Annotated in this window: 12 protein-coding genes and 2 pseudogenes; 11 read left to right on the top strand and 3 right to left on the bottom strand. The window is 68.4% G+C overall.

Annotation, left to right across the window (positions count from 1 at the left end; genetic code table 11):
- Positions 1-6: 6 nt before the first annotated feature.
- The 8 genes and pseudogenes from pglX to AB0D18_RS06135 all read left to right on the top strand — a co-directional run bounded on the left by pglX (position 7) and on the right by AB0D18_RS06135 (position 17,476).
- Positions 7-3,708 (top strand): BREX-2 system adenine-specific DNA-methyltransferase PglX, encoded by a 3,702-nt coding sequence (gene pglX / locus AB0D18_RS06170; RefSeq protein ID WP_362413473.1) that lies wholly within the window; start codon positions 7-9, stop codon positions 3,706-3,708.
- Between the two features lie 28 nt (positions 3,709-3,736).
- Positions 3,737-7,663, top strand: a complete 3,927-nt coding sequence (locus AB0D18_RS06165; protein WP_362413471.1) for a phage resistance protein — start codon at positions 3,737-3,739, stop codon at positions 7,661-7,663.
- The gene (pglZ, locus tag AB0D18_RS06160; protein WP_362413469.1) at positions 7,663-10,623 is read left to right on the top strand and encodes a BREX-2 system phosphatase PglZ; all 2,961 of its coding nucleotides are present in this window, start codon (positions 7,663-7,665) and stop codon (positions 10,621-10,623) included. The genes AB0D18_RS06165 and pglZ overlap by 1 nt, the downstream gene beginning before the upstream one ends.
- Positions 10,624-10,702: 79 nt before the next feature.
- Positions 10,703-12,064, top strand: a complete 1,362-nt coding sequence (gene brxD, locus AB0D18_RS06155; RefSeq protein WP_362413467.1) for a BREX system ATP-binding protein BrxD — start codon at positions 10,703-10,705, stop codon at positions 12,062-12,064.
- A gap of 42 nt (positions 12,065-12,106) precedes the next feature.
- Positions 12,107-14,290: a DEAD/DEAH box helicase gene (locus AB0D18_RS06150; RefSeq protein ID WP_362413465.1), complete on the top strand. Its 2,184-nt coding sequence runs from the start codon at positions 12,107-12,109 to the stop codon at positions 14,288-14,290.
- 406 nt (positions 14,291-14,696) lie between these two features.
- Complete coding sequence (locus AB0D18_RS06145) at positions 14,697-15,047, top strand: transposase (RefSeq protein ID WP_362413463.1); 351 nt, start codon at positions 14,697-14,699, stop codon at positions 15,045-15,047.
- Positions 15,048-15,285: 238 nt separating this feature from the next.
- Positions 15,286-17,149: pseudogene (locus AB0D18_RS06140) on the top strand (DUF2075 domain-containing protein).
- A gap of 198 nt (positions 17,150-17,347) precedes the next feature.
- Positions 17,348-17,476, top strand: coding sequence for a DUF6408 family protein (locus AB0D18_RS06135; RefSeq protein ID WP_362413461.1), 129 nt, complete (start codon positions 17,348-17,350; stop codon positions 17,474-17,476).
- Between the two features lie 54 nt (positions 17,477-17,530).
- On the opposite strand, the gene AB0D18_RS06130 is transcribed toward AB0D18_RS06135, so the two are convergent.
- Positions 17,531-19,675 carry a DUF2075 domain-containing protein gene (locus tag AB0D18_RS06130; protein WP_362413459.1) on the bottom strand — a complete coding sequence of 715 codons (2,145 nt, stop codon included), beginning with the start codon at positions 19,673-19,675 and terminating at the stop codon, positions 17,531-17,533.
- 575 nt (positions 19,676-20,250) lie between these two features.
- Between AB0D18_RS06130 and AB0D18_RS06125 the strand changes: the two are divergent.
- Positions 20,251-20,646: pseudogene (locus tag AB0D18_RS06125) on the top strand (recombinase RecQ); the annotation flags it as partial.
- 135 nt (positions 20,647-20,781) lie between these two features.
- Here the strand turns inward: AB0D18_RS06125 and AB0D18_RS06120 are convergent.
- Both AB0D18_RS06120 and AB0D18_RS06115 read right to left on the bottom strand, forming a co-directional pair.
- Positions 20,782-22,218, bottom strand: a complete 1,437-nt coding sequence (locus tag AB0D18_RS06120; protein ID WP_362413458.1) for a TRAM domain-containing protein — start codon at positions 22,216-22,218, stop codon at positions 20,782-20,784.
- Positions 22,219-22,353: 135 nt separating this feature from the next.
- Positions 22,354-24,408 carry an APC family permease gene (locus AB0D18_RS06115; RefSeq protein ID WP_362413456.1) on the bottom strand — a complete coding sequence of 685 codons (2,055 nt, stop codon included), beginning with the start codon at positions 24,406-24,408 and terminating at the stop codon, positions 22,354-22,356.
- Positions 24,409-24,640: 232 nt separating this feature from the next.
- Between AB0D18_RS06115 and AB0D18_RS06110 the strand changes: the two genes are divergently transcribed.
- Together AB0D18_RS06110 and AB0D18_RS06105 are read left to right on the top strand one after the other, a co-directional pair.
- The gene (locus tag AB0D18_RS06110) at positions 24,641-25,306 is read left to right on the top strand and encodes a TrkA family potassium uptake protein (protein WP_362413454.1); all 666 of its coding nucleotides are present in this window, start codon (positions 24,641-24,643) and stop codon (positions 25,304-25,306) included.
- Entirely contained in the window at positions 25,306-25,986 is a 681-nt protein-coding gene (locus AB0D18_RS06105) for a TrkA family potassium uptake protein (protein WP_362413452.1), read from the top strand. Before AB0D18_RS06110 ends, AB0D18_RS06105 begins: the two co-directional genes overlap by 1 nt.
- Positions 25,987-26,120: the final 134 nt, after the last annotated feature.

The raw sequence follows: 26,120 nt of genomic DNA, 5'->3' as shown, positions 1-26,120 counted from the left end.
CCGTTCGTGATCGACCGCAAGAGCCTCCTCAGCGACCTGCAGAAGCAGGTCAAGGCGGCAGAAACCGACCTGGAAGCACAGGTCAAGGCCGTCCCCGAGGTCGGGGCACGGCTGCGCGGCGAGTACGACCAGGCGAAGAAGCTGGGCCGTACGGCGGCCACCTGGAACAGCTGGCTCGGGGAGCGGGTCACGCAGGTCGCGGTGGCCTGGGTGCTCGGTACGGTTTTCGTTCGCTTCAGCGAGGACAACCGACTGATCGCGGAGCCGTACATCACGGCACCGGATGTCGCGGGGCGGGAGACGGCCCAGGCTCGGTACGAGGAGTACGGGGCGAAGCACGCCGACCCGACGTATCGCGGATGGCTGGAGACGGCTTTCGCGGAACTGGGCGAGGGGCAGGCGGGGCGGCTGCTGTTCGACCAGGACCACAACCCGCTGTTCCAGATCCCGCTGTCGCATGACGGGGCGGGGGCGCTGCTGGCGTTCTGGCGGGAGCAGAGGTCTGTGGAGGCGGATGGGGACACGGAGGGTGAGGGTGGTACGGCCGCCGCATCGGTGCTGGTGCACGACTTCACCGACGCGCTCAGCGAGGACGGTACGGAGGGCTGGGACACCCGGTTCCTGGGTGACCTGTACCAGGACCTGAGCGAGGCGGCGCGGAAGACGTACGCGCTGCTCCAAACCCCGGAGTTTGTAGAGGAGTTCATCCTCGACCGGACGATGACGCCGGCGGTGCGGGAGTTCGGCTTCGAGGGCCTGAAGATGATCGACCCGACGTGCGGGTCGGGGCACTTTGTCCTGGGGGCCTTCCGGCGGTTGGTACGGATGTGGGGCGAGGAGCGGCCGGAGGTCGGGGCGTACGAGCGGGTGCGGGCGGCGCTGGAGTCGGTGCATGGGGTGGACCTGAACCCGTTCGCGGTGGCGGTGGCGCGGTTCCGGTTGCTGTTGGCGGCCATCGCAGCGAGCGGCATGCGGACGTTCGCGGAAGCTGCGGCGTACGAATGGCCGCTGGGCCTGGCGGTGGGCGACTCTCTGCTGCCGACGGAGTACGAACAGGAGGGCCTCTTCGGCGAAGAAGAGCTGACGGCGACGGGCGACGCAGAGGACCCGTACTACGCGCTGAGCACGGAGGACGTGTTCGAGCACCCGCAGATCCTCAGCAGGCAGAGCTACCACGTGGTCGTCGGCAACCCGCCGTACATCACGGTCAAGGACAAGACGCTCAACGAGCGGTACCGGAAGCTGTACGACGCCTGCGCGGGAACGTACGCACTGTCCGTCCCGTTCGCTCAGCGCTTCTTCGAGCTCGCGGTGCGGGGCGACGGGAAGACGGGGCGCGGCTTCGGCATGGTCGGTCAGATCACGTCGAACTCCTTCATGAAGCGGGAGTTCGGGACGAAGCTGATCGAGAGCTTCTTCCGGGATGAGGTCGAACTGACCGAGGTCATCGACACGTCTGGAGCATTCATCCCGGGGCATGGAACCCCGACGGTGATCTTGGTGGGGCGTCCGCTGGACTACAAGGGCGCTCGTGGGTCGACCATCCGGACGGTCCGGAGCGTGCAGGGGGAACCTTCGGCGCCGGAGAGAGCGGAAAAGGGGCTCGTCTGGCGGGCGATCGTGGAACAGGTTGATCAGCCGGGAAGTATCGGACAGTGGGTCTCCACCGATGACATGAATCGCAACGAACACTTTACTCGGCAACCCTGGATTCTCGCCTCTGGCGGCCTCGAAATGGTGCAGCAGTTGAATGAGAGTGCGGCGTCAATTTTGGACCACGAGATCGACACAATTGGGCGCAGCACACATACGGGGCTGGATGACGCATATTATCTTCCATCGCCAGCCACTAAGACTTTGGCGCTCGAATGCGGAACCGTACCCGTGGTCCTTGGTGACGGAGTGCGCGATCACGCAATCGAAGCACCGGTCGCCACGTTTTTCCCATACGACCAACAGGGACAGCCGCGAGAACTCTCGACACCCGAAAAGCGCTTCTTGTGGCCCCGACGAACAGTTCTTGAGCACCGCGTCGATTTCGGACAGACACCGATCGAACGCGGGCTACGCTGGTTCGACCACAGCATGTTTTTCCCGAAGCGCTTCAGCTCCCCACTGGGAATCGCTTTCGCTTTTGTGGCGACACACAATCACTTTGTACTGGACCGAGGTGGGAAGGTGTTCAAGCAGTCCGCGCCAGTGATTAAGTTGCGAGAGGAGGCAACAGCGGAGGAGCACTTCCGGCTGCTGGGGCTACTCAATAGCTCCACGGCCTGCTTCTGGCTCAAACAAATGAGCCACAGCAAGGGCAACGCCACGGCAGCAAGCGGCATGCCCGACCAGCCATGGTCGTGGAACTACGAGTTCACTGGCACCAAGCTCGGGGAATTCCCCCTCCCCTCCACCTACCCCACGGAACTCGCAACCTCGATTGACATCCTGGCCCAGGCGCTGTCCGCAACCTCACCTGCTGCCGTCACCGAGGAAGGGGTTCCGACTGCTCTCCGCCTGCGTGAAGCTCACGTTGACTGGACCCGCACTCGTAACCAGATGGTGGCTATGCAGGAGGAGTTGGACTGGCAGGTCTACTCGATCTACAACCTGCACGATGCCGACCTGATCCAGTCTGGCAACGTGCCCCGGATCGAACCAGGGCAGCGCGCGTTCGAGATCGTCCTGGCACGGCAGATCGAAGCGGGCGAAGTATCCACCAAGTGGTTCTCGCATCATGGGCACACGCCCATCACCGAGATCCCCTCCCACTGGCCCGCCGAGTACCGCACCCTCGTCCAGAAGCGCATCGACGTCATCGAGTCGAACCGCGCCATCGGCATGATCGAGCGCCCCGAGTACAAGCGCCGCTGGGCCACCGAGGGTTGGGACTCGATGCGGCAGAAGGCGCTCAAGTCCTGGCTGCTGGACCGGACCGAGGACCGTTCCTACTGGTTCGACTCCAACGGAAACCCCACCGTCACCACCCTCGCCCGCCTCACCGAAGCCCTGTCCGCCGACGAGGACTTCACCTCCGTCGCGGAGCTCTACGCTCCCCGGCAGGACCTCGCCAAGACCGTCCGCGACCTGCTCGCCGAGGAGCACGTCCCGTTCGTATCGGCCCTCCGGTACAAGCCCGCCGCGCTGAAGAAGCGCGCCGACTGGGAGCACGTCTGGGACCTCCAGCGTGAAGAGGACGCCGCGCCCGACGAGCCCGCAAAGCGGAAGATCCGCGAGCGGACGCCCGTGCCCCCTAAGTACACCTCCGCCGACTTCCTCAAGCCGAGCTACTCGCGTGCTCGCGGCAAGCTCGACGTACCCAAGGAGCGGTTCGTCTCGTACGGGGCGGTCAACGCGCAGTCGCCTGAGCTGTACGGGTGGGCCGGTTGGGACCACCTGGAGCAGGCGCTCGCGCTCGCCTCGTACGTACAGACTGCGGGTCTCGGCGACGAGGAGATCGTGCCGTACCTGACAGGACTGCTGGAACTCCAGCCGTGGCTGGACCAGTGGTACGGGGAGTACGACGCCGAGTTCGGCGCCTCACCGGCCGCCGAGATCCTGACGTTCCGGCACCAGAAGCAGGGCGAGTTGGGGCTGACCGACGACGCCCTGCGCGCCTGGCGCCCCTCTCCCGCCACCCGTGCGAAGAAGGCGGCTGCCCCGAAGCAGCCGGAGCTCACCGCGGACACCGACACCGACACCGACACCGAAGTCTGAGACAGGACGAGGAGCGTAGAGAAACACCATGGCGTTCATGACCAGGAACACCCCTCGTCCCGAGGACCGGCCCCTCCTGCGGGAGTTGATCCGCATCCCGGAGTCGGTGTCGACCTCCGACTTCGTACTGAAGCTCAGCGAGGCCGTCACCCCCGACGGGGCCAAGGCCGCGCTGGACAACTATGTCGTCACCGACCGGCTCCTCGGCAACTTCGGCGAGGCCCTGGACCTGATCAAGTCCGCGCTGGACAGCCACTCCTCCAAGGCTGCCTATCTGCACGGCTCGTTCGGTTCCGGTAAGTCGCACTTCATGGCGGTGCTCTACGCCCTCCTCTCCGGCAACCAGGCCGCACGTACCAACCACGACCTCGACCCCGTCCGCTCCGGCCACCCCTGGCTGGACGCGGACGGCCGCAAGTTCCTGCTCGTGCCGTACCACATGCTCGGCGCCAAGTCCTTGGAGCAGCGCATCCTCGGCAGGTACGTGGAGCATGTCCGCAAGGTGCACCCCGGGTGCTCGCTGCCGCAGGTGTATCTGACCGACGGCCTCTTCGAGGACTTCGCCGAGCAGCGCCGCCGCAGCGGTGACGACCATGTCATCGCGCAGCTCGCCGAGGCCGACAGCGGTGAAGGGGACGAGTGGGGCGAGGCGTTCGCCTGGACCACCGAACTCCTCAACCAGGCCGTCGTCGCACAGGAGGAGCACGAGAACACCAAGGGCTTCGACCTGGACAACCCCTCCACCCCGCAGGAGCTGCGGGCCCGGCTGGTCCAGGACCTCACCAAGACCCTGTTCCCGTCCTTCGCCCGCAACGCCTCCGAGAACGCGGACGGGTTCGTCTCCCTGGACAAGGGTCTCGGCATCATCGCCGCGCACGCCAAGTCCCTCAAGTACGACGGCCTCGTCCTCTTCATGGACGAACTGATTCTGTGGCTGGCCACCCTGATCCATGACCAGAAGGTGCTCGGCCGCGAGGCCGGCAAGGTCACCAACTTCGTGGAGGGCGCCGACGAGCGGCGTGCCATTCCGATCATCTCGTTCATCGCCCGCCAACGTGACCTGCGCGAGCTGGTCGGCGAGGAGATGTCGGGCGCCGCCGAGGCCGCCGTACAGGACACGCTGAAGCTCAACGGTGGTCGGTACGACTCGATCGTCCTGGAGGACCGCAACCTGCCGACGATCGCGCAGGCCCGCCTCCTCAACCCCCTCACCGACGAGGCCAGGGAACAGATCACGGCGGCCTTCGCGGAGGCCAAGAAGCTCGGCCCGGATGTGTGGGACACGCTGCTCGGGCACGACAAGTCGACCACTGGAGCAGACGAGGACGCCTTTCGGCGTACGTATCCGTTCCCGCCGGCGTTCATGGACACGCTGGTGCACATTTCCGCGGCGCTGCAGCGTTCCCGTACCGGTCTGAAGCTGATGAGTCAGCTGTTGGTCAACCACCGGGACGACTGGCGGCTCGGTCAGCTCGTTCCGCTGGGGGATCTGTACCCGGCGATCGTGGGCGGCGGCGACAAGGCGTTCAGCGGTGAGACCAGCGTCCACTTCGAGGCGGCGGACAAGCTGTACCGCGACAAACTGCGCCCGTACCTGCTGAAGACCAACCAGGTCACCGAGGACGATGTGGAGGCCTACCGGCGCCGCCCGGAGACGCTCAGCGACCCTCAACTCAAGGCGCGCTGCCGGGACTTCACCGGCGACAGCCGACTGGTGCAGACGCTGCTGCTGTCCGCGCTCGCGCCGAGCGTCCCCGCGCTGTCCGACCTGACGCTGGCCCGGCTCAACGCGCTCAACCACGGGTCCATCACTACCCGTATCGCGGGTACCGAGATCGGCCGCCTGGAGCAGAAGACGAAGGAATGGGCGGCGACCTTCCCCGAGATCAAGGTCGCGGGTACGGGTCCTGGCGCGGTGGTCCGCCTGGAGCTGACCGGCGTCGACCTGGACGCGGTGCTCGCCAACGCACAAATCTTCAACAACCTGCCCAACCGCCGGGACAAGATGCGCGTGCTGCTCAAGGACGCGCTCGACGTCACCGACGGGGTCGGCGGGCTGGATCCGTACGACGTACTCAATCTGGTGTGGAAGGGCACCGAGCGGCAGGTCGAGGTGGTGTTCGGGAACGTCGCCGATGTCGACTCGCTGTCGGATGCGGCGCTGCGGCCCAGCCAGGAGGACGCCTGGCGGCTCGTCGTCGACTTCCCCTACGACGAGGGCGAGTACGGGCCAATGGACGACGTCCAGCGGCTGCGGGTCCTGCGGGAGAAGCCGGGCGGTGACTCGCGCACCCTGGCCTGGCTGCCCACCCACCTCACCGACGCCACCCGCGGCGACTTCGAGCGTCTCGTCGTGATCGACAAGGCGCTGGCCGACGAGACCCGCTTTGACTCCGAGTTCGCGCGCAGCCTCAACGCCGACGACAAGGCGCGCGCCAAGGGCATGCTGCAGTCGCAGCGGGACATCCTCACCGAGCGGGTGCTGCTCGCGCTGCGGCAGGCCTACGGGCTCGCGCAGAAGCAGGAAGGCATCGTCGACCTCGGCTTCGACCAGCACCTGGAGACCCAGCAGCAGGTGGCTGAACTGCGGCTGCCGATCGGCGCACAAATGGACGACGCCGCACGCCAGTTGGTGGGACGGCTGCTCGCCCACCAGTTCCCCGCCCACCCGGATCTGGACCCGGAAGGCACCGGAAAGCCGCTGCGGGCCGGCGAGATCAAGACGGTCTTCGAGTACGTACGCAGGGCGGCCGAGGACCGGGACGGGCAGGCGGAGGTCGAAGCCAAGGACCGCAGGACCATGGCGCGGATCGCGGGCGGGCTCGGGCTCGGTGCCATGCGGGAGGCGTACTACCGGCAGTCCACCTCCTGGCTCGATCACTTCAACGCGCAGGCCCGCCGGGACGGGGTTGCCGAGCCGACCCTGGTCACGCTCGGCGACTGGAGCGACCTGCCCGAGCGGCGGGGGCTGCCGGATCCGCTGCGGCGGTTGCTGGCCGCCGCGTACGCGGAGATGTCGGACCGGGTGTGGGTACGCGGTGGGGCCGCGATCGAACCCGCACCGCTGCCGAGCGAGCTGAAGCGGGACTACGCGCTGCGGGCGCAGCCGTTGCCGAGCGAGGCGGACTGGGCGGAGGCTCGCAAGCGGTTCGATTCGTTGTTCGGCACGCCTGCGCCGCAGCTGCGGCGCGGGCGGATCGTGAACCAGTTCGCCGGGCAGATCCGCAAGGCCGCGGGCGCGGTCGCCGGCGATACCGGCCGGCTCGTCAAGGAGTTGGAGAAGCACCGCGGTTTTCTGCACCTGGACGACTCCTCGCCCCGCCTGGTGCTGGCCCGGCGGGCGGAGGAGCTGGTGAAGTCGGTGCGGGAGGAAGGCATCGGCGCCAAGGCGGTGGTGGACCGGCTGGCCGGGTTCGATCTCGGCGAGTTCGGTGCACTCCGGTTCGGAATGTCGCTGACGCAGGCCGGGAAGGTGGCCGACGCGCTGCAGAACACCAGCTGGGGCGAGCAGTTGGAGCTGGCCGACACACTCGGCAGGGAAGGCGCGGCGATCCTGGAGCGGGTACGCGATGCCGCGGCCGGTGATCCGGGGGACTACCCCGATCTGCCGGGTGTACTGCAGAAGGGCAGCCGGGAGGTGATGACGCTGCTGAGGGCCCGGCAGAGTCCGACGGTGAACCCGCAACAGCCCGCCGCGCCTGTGGCACCTGTGAGTCCCGTGGCTCCCGTGGGGCCCAGCTCCGACACGGTGGACCTGGAAAACGGCTCCGCCCATCCGCAGGTACTGCCGTCGCCGCAACCCCTGCCGCGTGATCCGGCACGCCCGGTGGCCCGCTCGGGCGGTGGCCGGACGACCGCCGCACGGGCGGCTGTGGAGCTGCAGGCGGAGATCGCGGCGCTCGCCGCCGCGCATCCCGATGCCACCGTCGAGGTCGTCTGGAAGGTTGTCGACTGATGTCCGGCACGATCACCACTGCGTCCGCTGCCGGGGCCGGTTCGGGTAGTGCTGCCGGTCCTGCCCGGCTGTCCGTGAGTACCGTCCGGCAGTTCGTCGCCGCACGCAGCGCGCTCTGCGACGGCGCGGTGCGCGTCATGCTGCTGCGAGCAGCCCCGCAGTGGGACGGCGCTGCCGTGCAGCAGACGACGGGCGGGACGCAGGTGCGGGTGGCCGTCGCGCCGTCCGTACTCGCGGTGCACGAGCAGATCCTGAACCACCTGGATGCCCCGGCCCGGCCGGAACCGTGCGTACTGGTGGTGCTCACCGACCGGGAGAACACCGAACTCGACCCGGGTCTGCTCGCTCGTGTCTACGGCCGGCGGATCAGGTCCGTCGACAACTGGGAGGTCGTGCAGGAGGCGTTCGGGGCGAGCGGCCTCGACACCCGGCTGCGCGGTGAGACCTGGGCTGCCGAAGCGCTCCTGGACGCGGCGGGCTCCCGGCCCTGGCGCTCGATCGGCAGGGGCGTACTCTCCCGCGACGAGGCCCTCACCCGGCTGGCCCGGCGGCGGCTCCAGTTGGACGGCGACAACGGCGATGTACCCGGTGGGCGCATCTTGCCGGGCGGGCGCACGTTCGCAGGTGAGGCGGACCGGGTCGACCCCGTCGCCCTGTTCCGGTGGACGCTCACCCCTGACGGCCCCGACCTCTTGCGTGAGCTGCGCGGACCGGAGAGGGCAGGCCTGGCCCGCTTCCTCGCCGAACCCGAACAGGGCGGCTCCACCGGCAAGTTGATCAGTGCCCTGGTGGACGCCGAGCACGGCGCCGACGCTGCCGCGTACGCAGTCGTCTGCGCCACCCTGTGGGGGCACGCGGAGCCCGACCACGACCTGTACCGCGCACGGGGGCGGGCCGAGCGGTGGCTCGGTGAGCAGCCGCCCGCCCAGGGTGACGAGCTCGACCGGCTGCTCTCGTCCTTCGCCCGCAGCGGTGAGGCATACGTACGCGGGCTGATGGACCGGGGCGAACACCGCCTGGCCGACCCGGTCCTGGCCCGGGCAGCACAGCTCGTCGCCCAGTTCGGGGCGCAGGGTGCCGCCGCTGCCAGCCCGCTCCTGCCCGCCGGGCTCGACGCCCGGTTCACCGCGGCCGGCCGCGCGCTGGCCGGTGACTCCACCGACGCGGTCACGGCCGCCGTCACTGCGCTCGCAGAGCACGCGCTGGCCACGGTCGACGGCGAGACGCGCGCCCGGATCGAGCGGGTGCGGATGGCCGTACGTCTGCGGAGGTGGCTGGCCGGGGGCCCACTGGCCGGGAATTCGCTGGGCGAGATCCCGTCGGTGACCGACGGCATACACCGGCAGCTGCATGAGCTCGGCTGGGTCGATCGTGCCCTGGAGCACCTGGAAGCAGGCGGCGACCCTGACGGCGTACTCGCCGACGCGTACAGCCGCATCGGCGACCTGGTGCGCGATACGCGCCGTACGCTCGACCACTCCTTCGGTGAACGGCTCGCGGTGTGGACGGCGGACGGCACGTCCCCCGGGACCATGCTCACCGTGGAGACCCTCCTGGAACGGGTCGTCGCGCCCGTCGTGGCCGCCGAGCAGGGACGCCGGGTCCTGCTGCTCATCCTGGACGGGATGAGCGCGGCAATAGCGGCCGAGCTGGGCGAGGAACTGCGCGAGCAGTGGGCGGAGTTCGACCCCCTGCCCGGGGCACACGGCTCGCCGGTGCGGCGGGGCGTGGCCGCGGCTCTGCCCACGCTGACCTCCGTATCGCGCACCTCGCTGTTCGCGGGGAGGCTGACGAAGGGCGACCAGAGCGACGAGAAGCGGCTCTTCCCCCAGCACTCCTGCTGGAAGGGCGCCCCGGCGGCCGTATTCCACAAGGACGACCTGCGCGGACCCGACACCGGCTCGCCCTTCTCCACCGCGCTCGGCGAAGCCCTCGCCGACGAACGCACCCATGTCGCGGTCGTCCTCAATACGGTCGACGACCGCCTGGGCAAGGAACAGAAGCTCGGCGACGGCTCCTGGCACGCCAAGGAGATCGGCGGCCTTGAACCGTTGCTGCGGGCCGCGCGTGCGAACGGTATGACCGTGCTCCTGACCTCCGACCACGGTCATGTCGTCGAACGGCGCGGCAGCAAGCTCGACGCACCCGCCGGCGCCATCGGCTCGGCCCGCCACCGCACCCCCGGCGGTCCCCTCGCGGCGGCCGAGGTCGAACTGGCCGGACCGCGCGTGGTGTGGCCCGAGCCCGGCTCGCGGATCGTCGCCCTGCGCGACCACGACGCCCGGTACACCGCGCTCAAGGCGGGCTACCACGGTGGGGCGACCCTCGCCGAGTTCACCGTCCCCTTGCTCGCGCTGCTGCCGTTCGGTGCGCAACCACCCGAGGGGTGGCGGGAGTTGGGGGACCCGTCCCCTTGGTGGTGGTCCGGTGACCTGAGCGTCGTAGCGGGATCCGCAGCCGGGACCGAAGCCGTCTCCGTGCCCGGCACCGCAGCGTCGCGCTCGCGCGGCAAGCAGAACAAGAAGGCCGCCCCGCCCGTGGCCGAGGGTGTCATCGGGCTCTTCGGCGAGGAGGAACTCGCGCCTGCCACATTCCAGGAATCCGCCGCCCCCGCGACGGAATCCGAGGCCATCCCCACCCCGGCGCAGACCCCTGCCGCCGCACTCGTGGAACGCCTCATCGCCACCGAGTTGTACGAGGCGCAGCTGGAACTGCTCGCCCGCAAGCCACGGGACAAGACCGTCCTGCCCAAGGCGCTGGCGGCCCTTGTCGAAGCGGGCACTCTGCCCATGACCGCCCTGGCGGAACGCGCGGGCCAGCCCGTCAGCCGTGCCCCCGGCTTCGCCGCGACCCTGGCCCAGCTCCTCAACTACGACGGCGCGCAGATCCTGGAGATCCTTCCCGACAACCGCACCCTGCGCCTGCACCGGGCACAGTTGATCGAGCAGTTCGAACTGTGAACCCCGTGAGCACGGAGGACTGGCTCTGTTCGGCTGTGTACCGGCAGCCCGCCGACCGGCCGGGTGGGAGACTGTTCGGGTGAACGCGTTCGGACCTTCAGCCCCTCGGCCCGCCTCCCCCGTCGGCGCCGTACGCCGCCGCGCCGTCGTGGACGCGCTGCGTCGCGGTGCCGTCCCCGAGAGCGGCCTCGACCTGCTTGCCACTGGCCTGGGCCGTTTCGAGAAGGCGGTCGACGAGGAGTTGGACACCGTCGCCGCCGGTGGCTCGGCGTTCAAGGCGGTACGCGGTGAGTACGGCTCCGGCAAGACCTTCTTCACGCGCTGGCTCGGCGAGCGCGCCAAACGGCGCACCTTCGCCGTGGCCGAAGTGCAGGTGTCGGAGACCGAGACCCCGCTGCACAAGCTGGAGACGGTCTACCGGCGGCTCACCGAACGCCTGGCCACCGCGAGCTTCCCGCCCAGCGCACTGCGGCCGGTCGCCGACGCCTGGTTCTACGCCCTGGAGGAGGACGCGCTCGCCGACGGCGCGGCCGAGAGTGAACTCCCCCAGGCCGTCGACCGGTTGCTCACTGCCCGGCTGGCCGAGGTGTCCCGGCAGGCACCCGCCTTCGCCACCGCCCTGCGGGGGTACAAGCAGTCCCTGGACGCCGGTGACGAGGCCACCGCCGCCGCGGTGATGTCCTGGCTCGGCGGCCAGCCGCACGTCGCCGCGGCCGCCAGGCGCAGCGCGGGCGTACGCGGCGACCTCGACCACTTCGGGGCCTTCGGGTTCCTGCAGGGCCTGCTCACCGTGCTCAAGGACGCAGGGCACGCCGGACTGGTCCTCGTACTGGACGAGGTGGAGACCCTGCAGCGGGTCCGCTCGGACGCCCGCGACAAGGCGCTCAACGCACTGCGGCAGCTCATCGACGAGGTGCACTCCGGTCGCTTCCCCGGTCTGTATCTCGTCATCACCGGCACACCGGCCTTCTACGACGGACAGCAGGGCGTACAGCGCCTCGCCCCGCTCGCACAGCGCCTTGCCACCGACTTCACCACCGACCCGCGCTTCGACAACCCCCGCGCCGTCCAGATCCGGCTGCCCGGTTTCACCGAGGAATCCCTGACCAGCCTGGGCATCAGGATCCGCGACCTGTACGCGGACGGCGTCGCCTCCCCAGAATCCGCCGACCGCATCAAGCGGCTCGCCGACGACGCGTACCTCGCCGACCTGGCGCGGGCGGTGGGCGGGGCGCTGGGCGGCAAGGTCGGAGTGGCCCCACGGCTGTATTTGAAGAAGCTGGTCAGTGACGTACTCGACCGGATCGACCTGCACGACGACTTCGATCCGCGTACGCACTACAAACTGACCCTGGGCAGCAGCGACCTCACCGCCACCGAACGCAACCTCGCCGCGCCCCCGCCGGCCGCGTCGGCGGACGACCTCGACCTCGACCTCTGACCCATCGCCTTCCCGGAAGACCCAGCGCAGGGAGTCGCCCACGTGCAGGACCAGCCGCCCGGCCCCGACGCAGTCGAACGCCCCGACCCGCTGGACCGGCTCGACCCGATCGTCCTGCACCACATCGTCAACACCCTCGGGTGGCCCGACCTGCGCCCCCTGCAGAAGGCCGCCGTTGATCCGCTGATGGACGGCGAGGACGCGATCTTGCTCGCACCCACCGCGGGCGGGAAGACGGAAGCCGCCACCTTCCCCCTCCTGTCCGCCATGCGGGAGCAGCGCTGGACCGGTACCTCCGTCCTCTACCTGGCTCCGCTCAAGGCGCTCCTGAACAACCTGGTGCACCGGGTGGACGGCTACGCCCAGTGGCTGGGCCGCCGGGCCGCACTCTGGCACGGCGACACCCCCGAGTCCGTACGCCGCCGCATCCGCACCGAGTCCCCCGACATCCTGCTCACCACACCCGAGTCGCTCGAAGCGATGCTCATCAGCGTCAAGACCGACCACACCCACATGCTGGGGCGTGTGCGTGCCGTCGTCGTCGACGAAGTGCACGCCTTCGCGGGCGACGACCGGGGCTGGCACCTGCTCGCCGTCCTCGAACGGCTGGAACGACTCACCGGCCACCGCATCCAACGCGTCGGCCTCTCGGCCACCGTCGGCAACCCCGACACCCTGCTCACCTGGCTCCAGGGTGCGCATCCCACGGACCGTCCGGGACGGGTCGTCGCCCCCGGCGTCGTCCTGCCTGCCACCGCTTACAGCGGCACACCTGGCAGCGGCACACCGCTCCCCCGCCCCGCCGGTGAGGTGGAACTCGACCACGTCGGGTCGCTCGGCAACGCCGCCAAGGTGATCTCTGCCCTCCACCGGGGCGAGAAGCGGCTCGTCTTCTGCGACTCCCGCAAACAGGTCGAGGAACTCGGTGCGGCCCTGCGTGCCCGCGACGTCACCGTGTTCCTCTCCCACGCCTCCCTCTCCACCGACGAACGCACCCGCTCCGAGCAGGCGTTCGCCGAGGCCCGGGACTGCGTCATCGTCTCCACCTCCACCCTGGAACTCGGCATTGACGTCGGCGACTTGGACCGCGTGATCCAGATCGACTCGCCCTCCAGCGTCGCTTCCTTCCTCCAGCGCATCGGCCGCACCGGACGCCGCGCGGGGGCCTCCCGTAACTGCCTCTTCCTCGCCACCCGCCCCGACACCCTCCTCCAAGCCGCAGGACTGCTCACTCTGTGGTCCCGCGGCTGGGTCGAGCCCGTCAATCCACCACCCTCCCCCCGCCACCTCGTCGCCCAGCAACTGCTCGCCGTCACCCTGCAGGAACACCGCATCGGTGACCGTCTGTGGCCGGAGCAGTGGAACGGTCTCGCACCCTTCGACCGGTCCGCCGCCCCTCTCCTGAAGCACCTCGTCGCCGAGGGGTTCCTCGACAGCGACGGCGGCATGCTGTTCATCGGCCCCGAGGCCGAGAAGCACTTCGGCCGACGTCACTTCATGGAGCTGACCGCCTCCTTCACCGCGCCCCCCGAGTTCACGGTGCTCGCGGGCCGCACCGAGATCGGTACCACCGACCCCTCGGTTCTCACCGAGGAACGTCCGGGTCCGCGCCGCCTTCTCCTGGCCGGACGCAATTGGCAGGTGACCTTCATCGACTGGGCCCGCCGCCGCGCCTTCGTCGAACCCGTTGAGGACGGCGGGATCGCCAAATGGCAGGGCAGTGAGGCTCGCGGCCTCTCCTTCACCCTCACCCGCGCCATGCGCGAAGTCCTCCTCGGCACCGACCCGGACGTCAACCTCACCCGCCGCGCCACCGCCGCCCTCACCGACCTCCGCACCGAACGGGCCCCCCACGAAGTCCACCCCGCCGGCACCCTCCTGGTCCGCGACGCCGACGCCACCCGCTGGTGGACCTGGGCCGGATACCGCGCCAACGCCACCCTGGCCGCCTCGCTCGGCAACCTCGCCGACCCCGTCCAACGCCCCACCGACACCCACCTGCGCCTCCGCCAGGACCTCTCCCCCGCCGACTGGAAAGCAGCCCGCGCGGAACTCCCCGACTCCCTCACTCTCCCCACCGTCGACCCCCGCGCCGTCCGCGGCCTGAAGTTCTCCACCGCACTTCCACCCCGCGTGGCCGCCAACACCCTCGCCGAACGCCTCGCCGACTTCGACGGGGCACTGACCACCGCGCGGGAACCCATCCGGGCGGAATGGGGAATCTGATCAAGACGCCGAGGCGCAGCGGTGACTTTCAGTGACGGCCGGCATACCGGGGTGGCAATCAGGAAGGGCCAGGCCCCTGACTGCAGGTTCCCACGCCCGTAAGCTGGTCGATATGGCCAATCCGCTTGGCGCTGAAGAGAACACATGCATGTAGTTCCAGCGTATGGTCAAGCGCCCCGATGTCCTTCGAAAGGCCATCTGCGCTGTCCCAAGCGATTCGGGCTGGCACGGTGGAGACGTACTGATCGGTGTTACGGACAACCGTGGGCCGGTCGTCGACCTGGGCATCAGCGACCGGGGGCTTCTCGCCGTCACCGACATACGCGATGACGGACTCGTTTCGAACCGAACCTCGATGTGAGCTGAACTGGGTTCTGTAGCGGTCCTGAAGCCGCTGTTCCGATGCTTGCGCCCCGGAAAATATCCTGACGAGCTGCGCGAGCGAGCCGTCCGTGAAGTACTGAGCTCTGGCCCTCCTGTTTCCCCGGTCGCCCGACACCACCGATCACAGGCAACCCTGAACGCTGTTCGCCAGAGCACCAGCGGGACGAGAGAGCCCAGAGCTTGCAGTGCCTTTTTGCCCGTCAGGCCTGTCGGCTCGTATGGCGCCCAGGTCCAGAGGGGGGCCACCCGCACCACCGGGTCGACCCTCGCGAGAGGTTCTGGGCTCCCGACCGAAGGCGAGAGTGAGCCTCCACCACATGGGACCGGACCGGTGAGACGGGTACGTACCGCGCACTGGGCAAGAGCTGTTTGAGTCATCTACCGAGCCGCCACAGAAGTCGTTGATCCTGCGCGCCGCCCTTCCTGAATGCCGTGAGCACCCCTAAGGCCTCGGTCCGGCCATCATTCTCGGCCTGGCCACCAGATCACGAACCGTCATTAGATGGCAAGGACATCTCAGCGGCCCGCCGGGCTTCCGCTCCACCTCACGTGGAACTGAAGGACATGCCCCCACCCGCACGAGTTACTCCGTGCTGCCTGGGGGCAATTTCCTGCTGTTCCGTGAGTCCGCGGCATCCTTGGCCAACCGCACGCGCCTCGAAGGCCGATTGGCGGAACTCCTAAGCGAGAACTTCCTACACAGGCACGGCCATAGGCCGCACGTGGCGGAGGTTTGCTCCTGGGAGCGGAGCATCCCCGCCCTCACCCACGCTCTGGTCGAAGCAGGTCTCGGTGAGGTCGAGATGCTGCTGGAGTACGGGCTGCCGCTGACGAGCAAGCGCGGGGACGTGATACTGGCCGGCGTCCATCCGGTGTCCGGCGAGCCGTCGTACGTCATCGTGGAACTCAAGCAGTGGAGCGAAGCCCACCCCGTGGATGACGATCCACTGCGGTGCAGCGTGTCCTCCTACCGCAAGCCCGTCCTGAACCCCATCGAGCAGATACGCGGCTACTGCGACTACCTCGTCTCATTCAACGGGGCTCTCGAACGGAACCCCGACTCCGTCGCTGGAGTGGCCTTCCTGCACAACGCGACCGAGTTCGGAGTCGGCGGGCTGCGCGAGGTCGAGGAGAACCGCCGGGGCCGCATGATCACCGGCGCTCAACGTGGCGCGTTCCTCGACTACCTGCGTTCGAGGCTGGCCGCAAAGCCTGGCGCTGGCGCCGCTGACAACTTCCTGCAGGCCAGGGTCCGGCCGTCCAGACAGCTGATGGCCGTGGCTGCCGACGAGGTCCGCGACCGGGAGCAGTTCGTATTGTTGAACGAGCAGCGGCTCGCCTACGAGACGGTGATGGGGGCAGTCCGCAAGGCGCGCCGCTCCAACCACAAGCAGGTAGTCGTCGTGACCGGTGGGCCCGGATCCGGCAAGAGCGTGATCGCCCTGTCCGTGCTCGGCGACCTCTACCGACGCGGCATACCAGCCCTCCATGCCACCGGATCGCAGTCGTTCACGAAGACCATGCGAAAGGTCGCGGGCGCCCGCAAGCCCGAATTACAGCGCCTGCTCCGCTACTTCAACAGCTTCATGGAGGCCGAACCCAACGACATCGACGTTGCTCGTCTGCGACGAGGCTCACCGGCTCCGCAAGATCTCCGCCGACCGCTACACCAGAGCCTCACTGCGTACCGGGCGCCCACAGGTGGCTGAGCTGATCGACGCGGCCCGGGTCCCGGTGTTCCTCCTCGACCAGCACCAGGTGGTACGTCCCGGTGAGATGGGAACCGTCGAGCAGATCAGGCAGGCTGCAGCCGAACAGCAAGTGGACTTCACGCTGGTGGAGCTGGACAGCCAGTTCCGGTGCGGAGGCAGCGACGCCTATTTACGCTGGGTCACTGGTCTCCTGGGCCTGGAGGGCGAAGAACCCGTCGTCTGAGAGCCGGACGGCAAGGTACAACTACTGACGGTGGACAGCCCGCAGGAATTGGAGGACTTCCTCGGCGATAAGCACGCACAGGGATACGGTGCCCGGCTTTCCGCAGGCTACTGCTGGAAGTGGACCACGAAGATCACTCCGTCGATGACGACGCTGCCCCCGGACGTATCCGTCGGCGACTGGTCGAGGCCGTGGAACCTGTACGGCGACCGCTCCCTTCTGGCCGCACCGCCGGCGCCACTCTGGGCCACTGACCCGGCGGGCTTCGGCCAGGTCGGCTGCGTCTACACCGCCCAGGGCTTCGAGTACGCCTGGTCGGGCGTGCTCATTGGCCCGGACCTGATCTGGCGGACCGACCGCTGGGTGGCCGACCGCACCGCCTCGAAGGACCCCTCCTTCACCAAGGCGACGCCGGACGAGGACGTGGACCGCCTCATCCGCAACACCTACAAGATACTCCTGACCCGAGGCATGATCGGAACGGTCGTCTACTCGACGGACCCGGAAACCCGCGAGAAGCTCCGCTCACTGATTCCCTGATCCAAGGTGCTCTGCCGAGGGCTAATATGATCCCGCTGCGCACCTTCCCGGAGGGTACGAGGCTGCGGTTCATGCGTGAGGCCGAACAGGCTATGAGAGAAGGATGGTTGTGCCCGTCGTGTGGCAACACACGACGTGAGCGTGGCTGCCCGGTAGGGTGCCCCCTGCCATTCCGAACTCACAACCTGGAGTGGCCGTATGACCCCCGTCGAGTACAAGCCTGCGCGTCGTGAACGGATTCGCGAAGTCCTGATCGACATCGCTGGCGGAGTGGTCTCCAGTCTTCTGGTGACAGCGCTGACCGCGGTGGCAGACCTGTTCTTCTGAGCAGGTACGTGGCGGGCCCGGAGAGCCCGCCACTCCGCTGCCCGGCGTCTGATGTCAGAAGAGCTTGAGGTCAGGTCCCGAGGACTTTCGCCCCTTGCCCTTGCGTCTCCTGTTGGCCCGCGGCAAGTGCACTGTGCGAGCCTCCTTCGGAAGGTTCAGCCACGTGGGCCGAAGCCCGTGGATCTCCACCAGACCCACCAACTCCTTCAGATAGGTGCGGGTCTCCTCGTCCGTGGAGTACAGCACCGTTGCACGGCTCGCGCGGGTCAACAGCACGTGGTACGCCTGCCGGACCAGCCGCGCGAAGTCGTCGTCGTCCACGCTGGACGAGCTAACCTTCGGATCGAGCGAACCCGGCAGATCAACGCGCTTGATGTCCGAACCTGGGCCTTCCTTCCGCTCCTTTCCGCGCTGGAACACCCACTGATCGCCACGACGCACCATGTCGTCCCCCATGACGACCCCGCACCAGTCCCACTCCAGGCCCTGCGCCGTGTAGACACAGCCGATTTGGCCGAGGCCATTGGGGTGGACCGACCAGATGTCCGACGGCGGCACCCCGTCCGCGCAGTAGCTTTCGCTCTTAGCGTTCCACGGCCGGTACCAATCTCCGATGCGGACATCGGCTTCCAGATGCTTCTCCTCGCCCACGGGTTCCGTCCACGGCCAGCAGTACCCCGCGACCATGCGTGCGGAAGCGCCAGCCGCGGCCTCCGTCCGAATGATCTCTTCGAGCTCCTCCGGGGTCTCCACTACCTCGACGTGCATCAGTCCGTCCGCTCGCCAGGCCTGCGGCTCCTCGTTCGACCGCCAAGGCTTCGCCTCCTCGTCCGTCACGCCCAGGAGTGCACGTACCCAGCGGATGTACGAACCACTGCCACCGCAGCGGAACTGCTCGCGCAGGCCGTACTCGAGCAGGTCGGCGCCACGCCGCGCGGCCGCGTCCTTGATCAGTTCGGCGGTGCCGACTTCCTTCGGCCGCACGGACTGACCTTCGTCCAGGAAGAACACTGTCAGACGTGACGCGTCGAGAAGCTCGTCCACCTGCGCGCCCTTCCCCCACTTCGCCCGCTGCTCTGGCGTCCAGAACCGGTTCGTCGAACGGTCGCGCAGGCGATGCGCCTCGTCGCAGATCAGAACATCCACCGGGGGCACCGAGGTGTCGACGAAGTTGCTGAAGTAGGTGAAGGTCTCCCTGAACTCTTTGTCGCCGTAACCGACATGCTCCTGGATGGCCGCGTTGAAGGCCCTGCTTCCGCTGGCGTACTTCACGGTTCGCCCCTGCGCCTCAAGCTGTGCCTTGACCTGCAGGCCGATGGCACTCTTCCCTGTGCCTGCGCCACCTGTGACGAGGAAGACCACACGCCGCTCGTCCGGAACCAGTAGGGGACGCTCCCGGTCGGGAAGGACTTTCGACGCCGCTTCGAGAATCTGTTCCGCGACCGCATTCTGGCGCCCACGGAGCACGAAGACGGTGTCGTCACCCCTGGACCAGTTCATGGCGTCGAGCAGCGGTGTATTCCTCAATCCCATGGTCCGCAACATGGTCGCGGCCTCGGATGCCCCGCCCTCGGGGCCGAAGCCCGCCCTAAGGTCGTCGAGGAGCTGGGCGCGCCGGTCAGCTGTGTAGACGCGGGCGTACGCGCCCATGGGCGCCTCCACGCCGATCAGCGGGCGCACGGAATCGTCTGTGGCGTTGTGGAGGTAGGCGAACCCGCCGCATTCGAATTCTTCGTTCTCGAAGGGCCCTCTCTCGCTCGTGAACGCCTCGTAGTATTCACGCAATTGGAGCGCAGGATGTCTCTTGGCTCCCAGACCTGGCACGTCCACCAGCTCAGCGGTGGCTCGCTCTATCCTCGTCACCGTGGACCAGCGCTTCAATTCAACGAGTTGAACGGACGGACGGTTCTCGCCCGGATGTCGGCCCACCAGCACGACATCGATGAGCCGCGGTTCCGAGCGAGTGGACTCGTCGATGGTGGCAGCGCACTCGACGACCATCTCCACGTTCCCGCGGTCGGCAGCGACCAGATCGCTCGCAAGGCTGATCAAACTTTCCGCCCATGCGGAGCGCTCGGTGACCGAGGCGTCCGCACCTCGGAAATGCTTCCAGCGAGCAGCAAGGTGCGGCACCAAACGGCGGCGCGCATGCAAAGTGAGAAGATCCTGCGCTGAAAGCTTCAGAAGGAGCAATGACACGAGATGGTTCCCCCAGGGCACGAGTAGCTCGTGCGGGTGGGGGCATGTCCTCGTGGGGAAGCCCGTCGGGCCGCAATCGGTTCGGTGATCTTAGAGAAAGCTGCGACTACCCGGAAACGTCGCCATGGCCCGCGGCCGGAACCATGGCCATCATGACTGAATCGCACCTGCCCATGCCTGGCAGCTCCTTGCCTGGCTCGTCTCAGCTTAACTCTGTCGGGATCTTGGAGTCTCCCGGTGCGGCAGCATAATCAACGAGCATGCTCAGGTAGTTCCCAGGCGCATTGCACGAAAGTGATCGGTCCGGTTCGCCGGTCTCGCGCGCGACGCGAGTCATGTCCCGTTGTGCGAATGGGAGTTCCCGGAAGGCACCGAGCGAGACCAGGCCTGCCCGCACATCAGCACCCATGCCCCGGGTCTAGGACAACTGCCCCTATCCGACCGCCAGAACTTCGCACGAGGCACCGCCGACCTGCGGCGTTTCCTGGTCCGGGTGCCCGATTCGCATGGTCTGCGCCGCCGCCGATCCGATGTCAACGGCCATTGAGTCGTGGCCCTTCGGTACTTTCCACGCCCTCGCGCACTCCCCCAAGCCGCTGTCCCTGCCCATCCTGGAGCCCATGGTTGACCTGCGGCGTACTCGACTGGAGGCCACGCTCAAAGTCCTCAACGTGGACGGTGCGGTGCACCACACCAAGGGCAGCTGGGCCTCCGCCGTACCAGCCCTGGGTGTACGGCGCCGAGCGATACACGTGGCTCGCCCCAACGCCAGGCCGAGCAGCAGGCGATGCGGGAGTACGCGGCGACCACCGGCTGCTGCATGGAGTTCCTGCGCCGACAGCTCGACGACGAGCAGGCCGCCCCATGCGGCCGGTGCGTCAACTGCGCGGGCACAGGTTCGAAGCGAAGCGAAGGTCTCCGAGGCCGCCCTAGACGCGGCACGCGGCGAATTGGGCCGCTCCGGCGTGGAGGCTGCCCGCCTCCTCGCGGCCACAGTCCAGGGTCTACCTCTGCGAATACGACCGCCCCCGAGAGCGTCATTTCAGCGTCAAGATATCGCCTGTAACGCCCACACCGCACATAAAGCGCACGGGCAAAACCGCAGGTCAGTCGTCCTTCTTCACCGGCTCCAGAATCGCCACGCACTCCACGTGGTGCGTCATCGGGAACAGGTCGAACGCCCGCAGCGTCCGCACCTTGTAGCCGCCCTCCTTGAAGTACGCGATGTCGCGGGCCAGGGCCGCCGGGTCGCAGGCCACGTACGCGATCCGTCGTGCGCCCAGCGTCGAGAGGTGCTTGACCGTCTGCTTGCCGGCGCCCGCGCGCGGGGGGTCGAGGACGATCAGGTCCGTTTCGGTGATGCCGGTGCGCGGCAGGACCTGCTCGACCTTGCCCTGTTCGATACGGACGTTGGGCATGGATTCGAGGTTGTGGCGGGCGTCCTCGACGGCGCGCTTGCCGGATTCGATGCCGAGGACCGCGCCGCGCTCGCCGACGCGTTCCGCGACGGAGCCCGCGAAGAGGCCGACGCCGCAGTAGAGGTCGAGGGCCGTTTCGCCCTTGCGGGGCATGAGGCCCTGCATGACCGCGCGCATCAGGGTGTCGGCGGCCTGCGGGTGGACCTGCCAGAAGCCGCCCATGCCGACGCGGTACGTACGGCCGTCGGCCCGCTCGCGGACGAAGGCGCGGCCGTGCACCTTGTGGACGCCGCCGTCCTTCTCGTCGACACGCAGGACGGAGACCGGCTTGTCGAGTTCGACGAGGGGCAGGCGGCCGCCGGGGGCGGGGGTCAGGACGACCTGGCGGTCGCTCGAACCGGTGGCGGCGATGGCTTCGACGGTGGCCATCTGGGGCCACTCGCGCTTCTCGATGCCGAGTTCCGAGACGCCGGGCGAGGCGATCATGCAGTGGTCGACGGGCTGGACCTCGTGCGAGCGGTGCTTGCGGAGGCCCGCCTTGCCGTCGGCGTCGACGGCGTACTGGACGCGGGTGCGCCACTGCGGGACCTGTCCGGCGGGCAACTTGTCGCCCTCGGCGGGCATGACCGTGCCGTCCCAGCCCGCCTCCTCGGGGGTGAGACCCGCGAGGCGCATCAGCTGCTCGGCGATGACCTCGCCCTTGAGGCGGCGCTGGGCGCCGGGCTTGGCGTGCTGCCAGTCGCAGCCGCCGCACATGCCGGGGCCGGAGAAGGGGCAGGGGGCCTCGACGCGGTCCTTGGAGGGGTCGAGGATCGTCACCGCGTCGGCGCGCAGGAAGCGGGCGCCTTCCTCGCCGTCGGTGACGCGGGCGACGACCTTCTCGCCGGGGAGGGCGTGGCGTACGAAGAGGACCTGGCCCTCGGACGTACGGGCGATGCAGTGGCCGCCGTGCGCGACGGGGCCGATCTCGACCTCGTACTCCGTACCGACGAGCGAGACCTTGGGCTCCTTCGCGGCGGCTGCTGCGGGCTCCTGGGGGGCAGCTGCTGCAAGCTCCTGCGGGGCAGCCGTTCCGGGCTCCTGCGGGGCCGTCGTTTCCTTCGATGCCTTGGATTCGGACTGCATGGTGGGGTGACTCCAGAGGATCAAAGGGGGACCGAACGGGAACGGCCGGACAACAGCCCACCAGTCTACGTGGGTGTCGTCCGGCCGCACGACCAAGGCAAGCCTGACCAAGCAAGCCTGACCAGGCAAGCCTGACTAGCTCTTGGTCGTCTCCTTGGTCGTTTCCTTGGGGCGGCGGTCCACCGGGCCCCGCCGTACCGCGCCCGGAGCGTTCCAGTCCTGGCGCCGCTTCGCGCGCTTCTTCGCCGCCTCGGACGACTCCAGCTGGTACGGGACGGACGTCACCATCACACCCGGGGTGAACAGGAGGCGGCCCTTGAGGCGCAGGGCGCTCTGGTTGTGGAGCAGGTGCTCGTACCAGTGGCCGACCACGTACTCCGGGATGTAGACGGAGACCACGTCGCGCGGGCTCTCGCGGCGCAGCCCCTTCACGTACTCGATGATCGGGCGGGTGATCTCGCGGTAGGGCGAGTCGAGGATCTTGAGCGGAACGTTGATGCCGCGCCGCTCCCACTCGTCGCGCAGCGCCTTCGTCTCGGCCGCGTCGACGCTGATGGAGAGCGCCTCGAGACGGTCCGAACGCATCAGCTTGGCGTACGCGAGAGCGCGCAGCGTCGGCTTGTGGACCTTGGAGACCAGGACGATGGAGTGCACGCGGGACGGGCGCAGGCTGTCGTCGGAGGGGCCTTCGGCGGCGGAGATCTCCTCGGCGACCCGGTCGTAGTGCTTGCGGATCGCGGACATCGTTCCGTAGAAGATCACCATGCCCAGGAGGGCCACCCAGGCGCCGTGGGTGAACTTGGTGGCCAGTACGACGACCAGGACGAGGCCGGTGAAGAAGGCGCCGAAGGTGTTGATCGCCCGCGAGCGCACCATGCGGCGGCGCTTGGCCTGGTCCTTGGTGGTCTTCAGGTGCCGGTTCCAGTGCCGGACCATGCCGATCTGGCTGAGGGTGAAGGAGACGAAGACTCCGACGATGTACAGCTGGATGAGCTTGGTGGAGTCGGCGCCGTAGAGGAAGACCAGGAGGACGGCGGCGCCCGCGAGGAGCACGATGCCGTTGGAGAAGGCGAGGCGGTCGCCGCGGGTGTGCAGCTGGCGGGGCAGATAGCGGTCCTGGGCGAGGATCGAGCCGAGGAGCGGGAAGCCGTTGTACGCCGTGTTGGCGGCCAGGAAGAGGACCAGCGCGGTCGCGGCGGCGAGCAGGACGAAGAAGAAGGTGCCCTCGCCGAAGACCGCGGCGGCGACCTGCGAGATCACCGGGTTCTGTACGTACGAGTCGCCGACCGGCACCCCGTCGCGGATCAGGTCGACGGCCGGCTTCTCGGCCATCTTGACGCCGGTCTCCATGGCGAGCGCGATGATGCCGCAGAACATGACGACGGCCAGGGAGCCCATCAGGGCGAGCGTCGTCGCGGCGTTCTTCGACTTCGGCTTGCGGAAGGCGGGGACGCCGTTGGAGATCGCCTCGACGCCGGTGAGGGCGGCGCAGCCGGAGGAGAAGGCGCGCAGGAGCAGGAAGACCAGAGCGAAGCCGGCGAGGCCCGGGTGTTCGGGCTTGATCTCCAGGTCTGCGGTGGGGGCGCTCATGTCGTCGCCGGTCAGGGCCCGGAAGGCGCCCCAGGCGAGCATGATGAAGACGCCCGCGACGAAGACGTACGTGGGGATCGCGAAGAGCTTCCCGGACTCCTTCATGCCGCGCAGATTGAGCAGCGTCAGCAGCACGATGACGGCGACCGCGCACAGGACCTTGTGCTCGACGACGAAGGGGATGGCCGAGCCCAGGTTCTCGATGCCGGAGGAGATCGACACGGCGACGGTCAGGACGTAGTCGACCAGCAGGGCGCTGGCGACGGTCAGTCCGGCCTTCGGGCCGAGGTTGGTGTTGGCGACCTCGTAGTCGCCGCCGCCGCTCGGGTACGCGTGCACGTTCTGCCGGTAGGAGGCGACGACCGTGAACATCAGGACGACGACCGCGACCGCGATCCACGGGCTGAAGTGGTACGCCGAGACACCCGCGATGGAGAGCACGAGCAGTACTTCTCCGGGCGCGTAGGCCACGGAGGAGAGCGGGTCGGAGGCGAAGACGGGGAGTGCGATGCGCTTGGGGAGGAGCGTTTCTCCCAGCTTGTCGCTGCGCAGGGCCCGGCCGATCAGGATCCGTTTGGGCACGTCGGTCAGTTTGGACACGTCGAGGATCGTAAGGGGTCGAACGGGCGTCGCCCACACACCACCCCCGGGCTGCGCAATGTTCTGGGATCGGTGCACGGCCCGTCGCGCGGACCGGTGAGGAAGGCGCTGACCGGGGGTCCCCGCGGGGTACCGCGCGTGTGTAGCTTTGTCGGCGGTCTGCGACTCTTGTGAGTCCGACGAAATGTCAACGAAAACTCTTGATGGACTCTTAACGGGCGGAAGGACGGACGTGCACGTCGTCATCATGGGCTGCGGGCGAGTGGGAGCCGCTCTCGCGCAGACTCTGGAGCAGCAGGGGCACACGGTCGCAGTGATCGACCAGGACCCCACGGCCTTCCGCCGTCTGGGTTCCGGGTTCGGTGGCCGCAGGGTCACCGGGGTCGGATTCGACCAGGACACCCTCCGCGAGGCGGGCATCGAGGACGCCGGTGCGTTCGCCGCCGTCAGCAGCGGCGACAACTCGAACATCATCGCGGCCCGGGTGGCCCGCGAGATGTTCGGCATCGAGAACGTCGCGGCGCGCATCTACGACCCGCGCCGGGCGGAGGTCTACCAGCGCCTCGGTATCCCGACGGTCGCCACGGTCCGCTGGACCGCCGACCAGATGCTGCGCCGGCTGCTGCCCTCGGGCGCGGAGCCGCTGTGGCGGGACCCGAGCGGCGGTGTGCAGCTCGCGGAGGTGCACATCTCGCCGTCCTGGATCGGGCACAAGATCAGTAAGTTGCAGGAGGAGACCGGCGTGCGTGTCGCGTTTCTCACTCGGCTGGGGGAAGCGATTCTGCCGAGTTCCCAGACGGTGCTGCAGGAGGGCGACCTCGTGCACGTGATGATGCACACGCACGAGATCGCGAAGGTCGAGGCGGCCTGTTCGCTGGGCCCCGAGGAAGGTCACTGATGAGGGTCGCGATTGCCGGAGCGGGCGCGGTGGGGCGTTCCATCGCGGGCGAGCTCCTGGAGAACGGGCACGAGGTGCTCCTGATCGACAAGGCGCCCACCGCCATCTCGGTGGAGCGGGTGCCGATGGCGGAGTGGCTGCTGGCCGACGCCTGTGAGATCACCTCGCTGGACGAGGCGGCGCTGCAGCGCTGCAACGTCGTCATCGCGGCGACCGGCGACGACAAGGTCAACCTGGTCGTCTCCCTGCTCGCCAAGACCGAGTACGGGGTGCCGCGGGTCGTGGCCCGCGTCAACAACCCCAAGAACGAGTGGCTGTTCAACGAGTCCTGGGGCGTCGACGTCGCGGTGTCCACGCCGCGGCTGATGTCGGCGCTGGTCGAGGAGGCGGTGAGCGTCGGTGATCTCGTACGGCTGATGCGCTTCAGCCACGGCGACGCGAACCTCGTCGAGCTGACGCTGCCGCCCGAGTCGGCGCTCTCCGGCACGCAGGTCGGCGAGGTGGAGTGGCCGGTGGACACCGCGCTGGTCACGATCATCCGCGGTACGCGCGTACTGACGCCGACTCCGGAGGAGACCCTGGAGCCGGGCGACGAGCTGCTGTTCGTGGCCGCGCAGGCGCGCGAGGAGCAGCTGGAGGACCTGCTGTCGGTGCGGCGCGAGACGGCCGCTCAGGACTGAGTCTTCTTGGTACGAGGAGGGGCCCGCACCGTATGGAAACGGATGCTGTTGGCGAATGTGGGCCCTGTGCGTGACGTCGGCCTTCGAGACCTGGTTGTGGTCTTGAAGGCCGACGTTGCTGTTTGGGGAGGGCA

Origin of the sequence: Streptomyces sp. NPDC048442 (genome assembly GCF_040651475.1) — a bacterium.
Taxonomy (GTDB): Bacteria; Actinomycetota; Actinomycetes; order Streptomycetales; family Streptomycetaceae; genus Streptomyces.
The sequence above is the reverse complement of the archived record's forward strand: the minus strand, read 5'-3'. Positions and strand labels throughout refer to the sequence as shown.

What these genes read in the sequence shown, in the direction of transcription:
- AB0D18_RS06165 (WP_362413471.1), top strand. Translation starts at nt 3,737, where the DNA reads ATGGCGTTCATGACCAGGAACACCCCTCGTCCCGAGGACCGGCCCCTC.
- pglZ (WP_362413469.1), top strand. Translation starts at nt 7,663, where the DNA reads ATGTCCGGCACGATCACCACTGCGTCCGCTGCCGGGGCCGGTTCGGGT.
- AB0D18_RS06135 (WP_362413461.1), top strand. Translation starts at nt 17,348, where the DNA reads ATGACCCCCGTCGAGTACAAGCCTGCGCGTCGTGAACGGATTCGCGAA.
- AB0D18_RS06120 (WP_362413458.1), bottom strand. Translation starts at nt 22,218, where the DNA reads ATGCAGTCCGAATCCAAGGCATCGAAGGAAACGACGGCCCCGCAGGAG.
- AB0D18_RS06105 (WP_362413452.1), top strand. Translation starts at nt 25,306, where the DNA reads ATGAGGGTCGCGATTGCCGGAGCGGGCGCGGTGGGGCGTTCCATCGCG.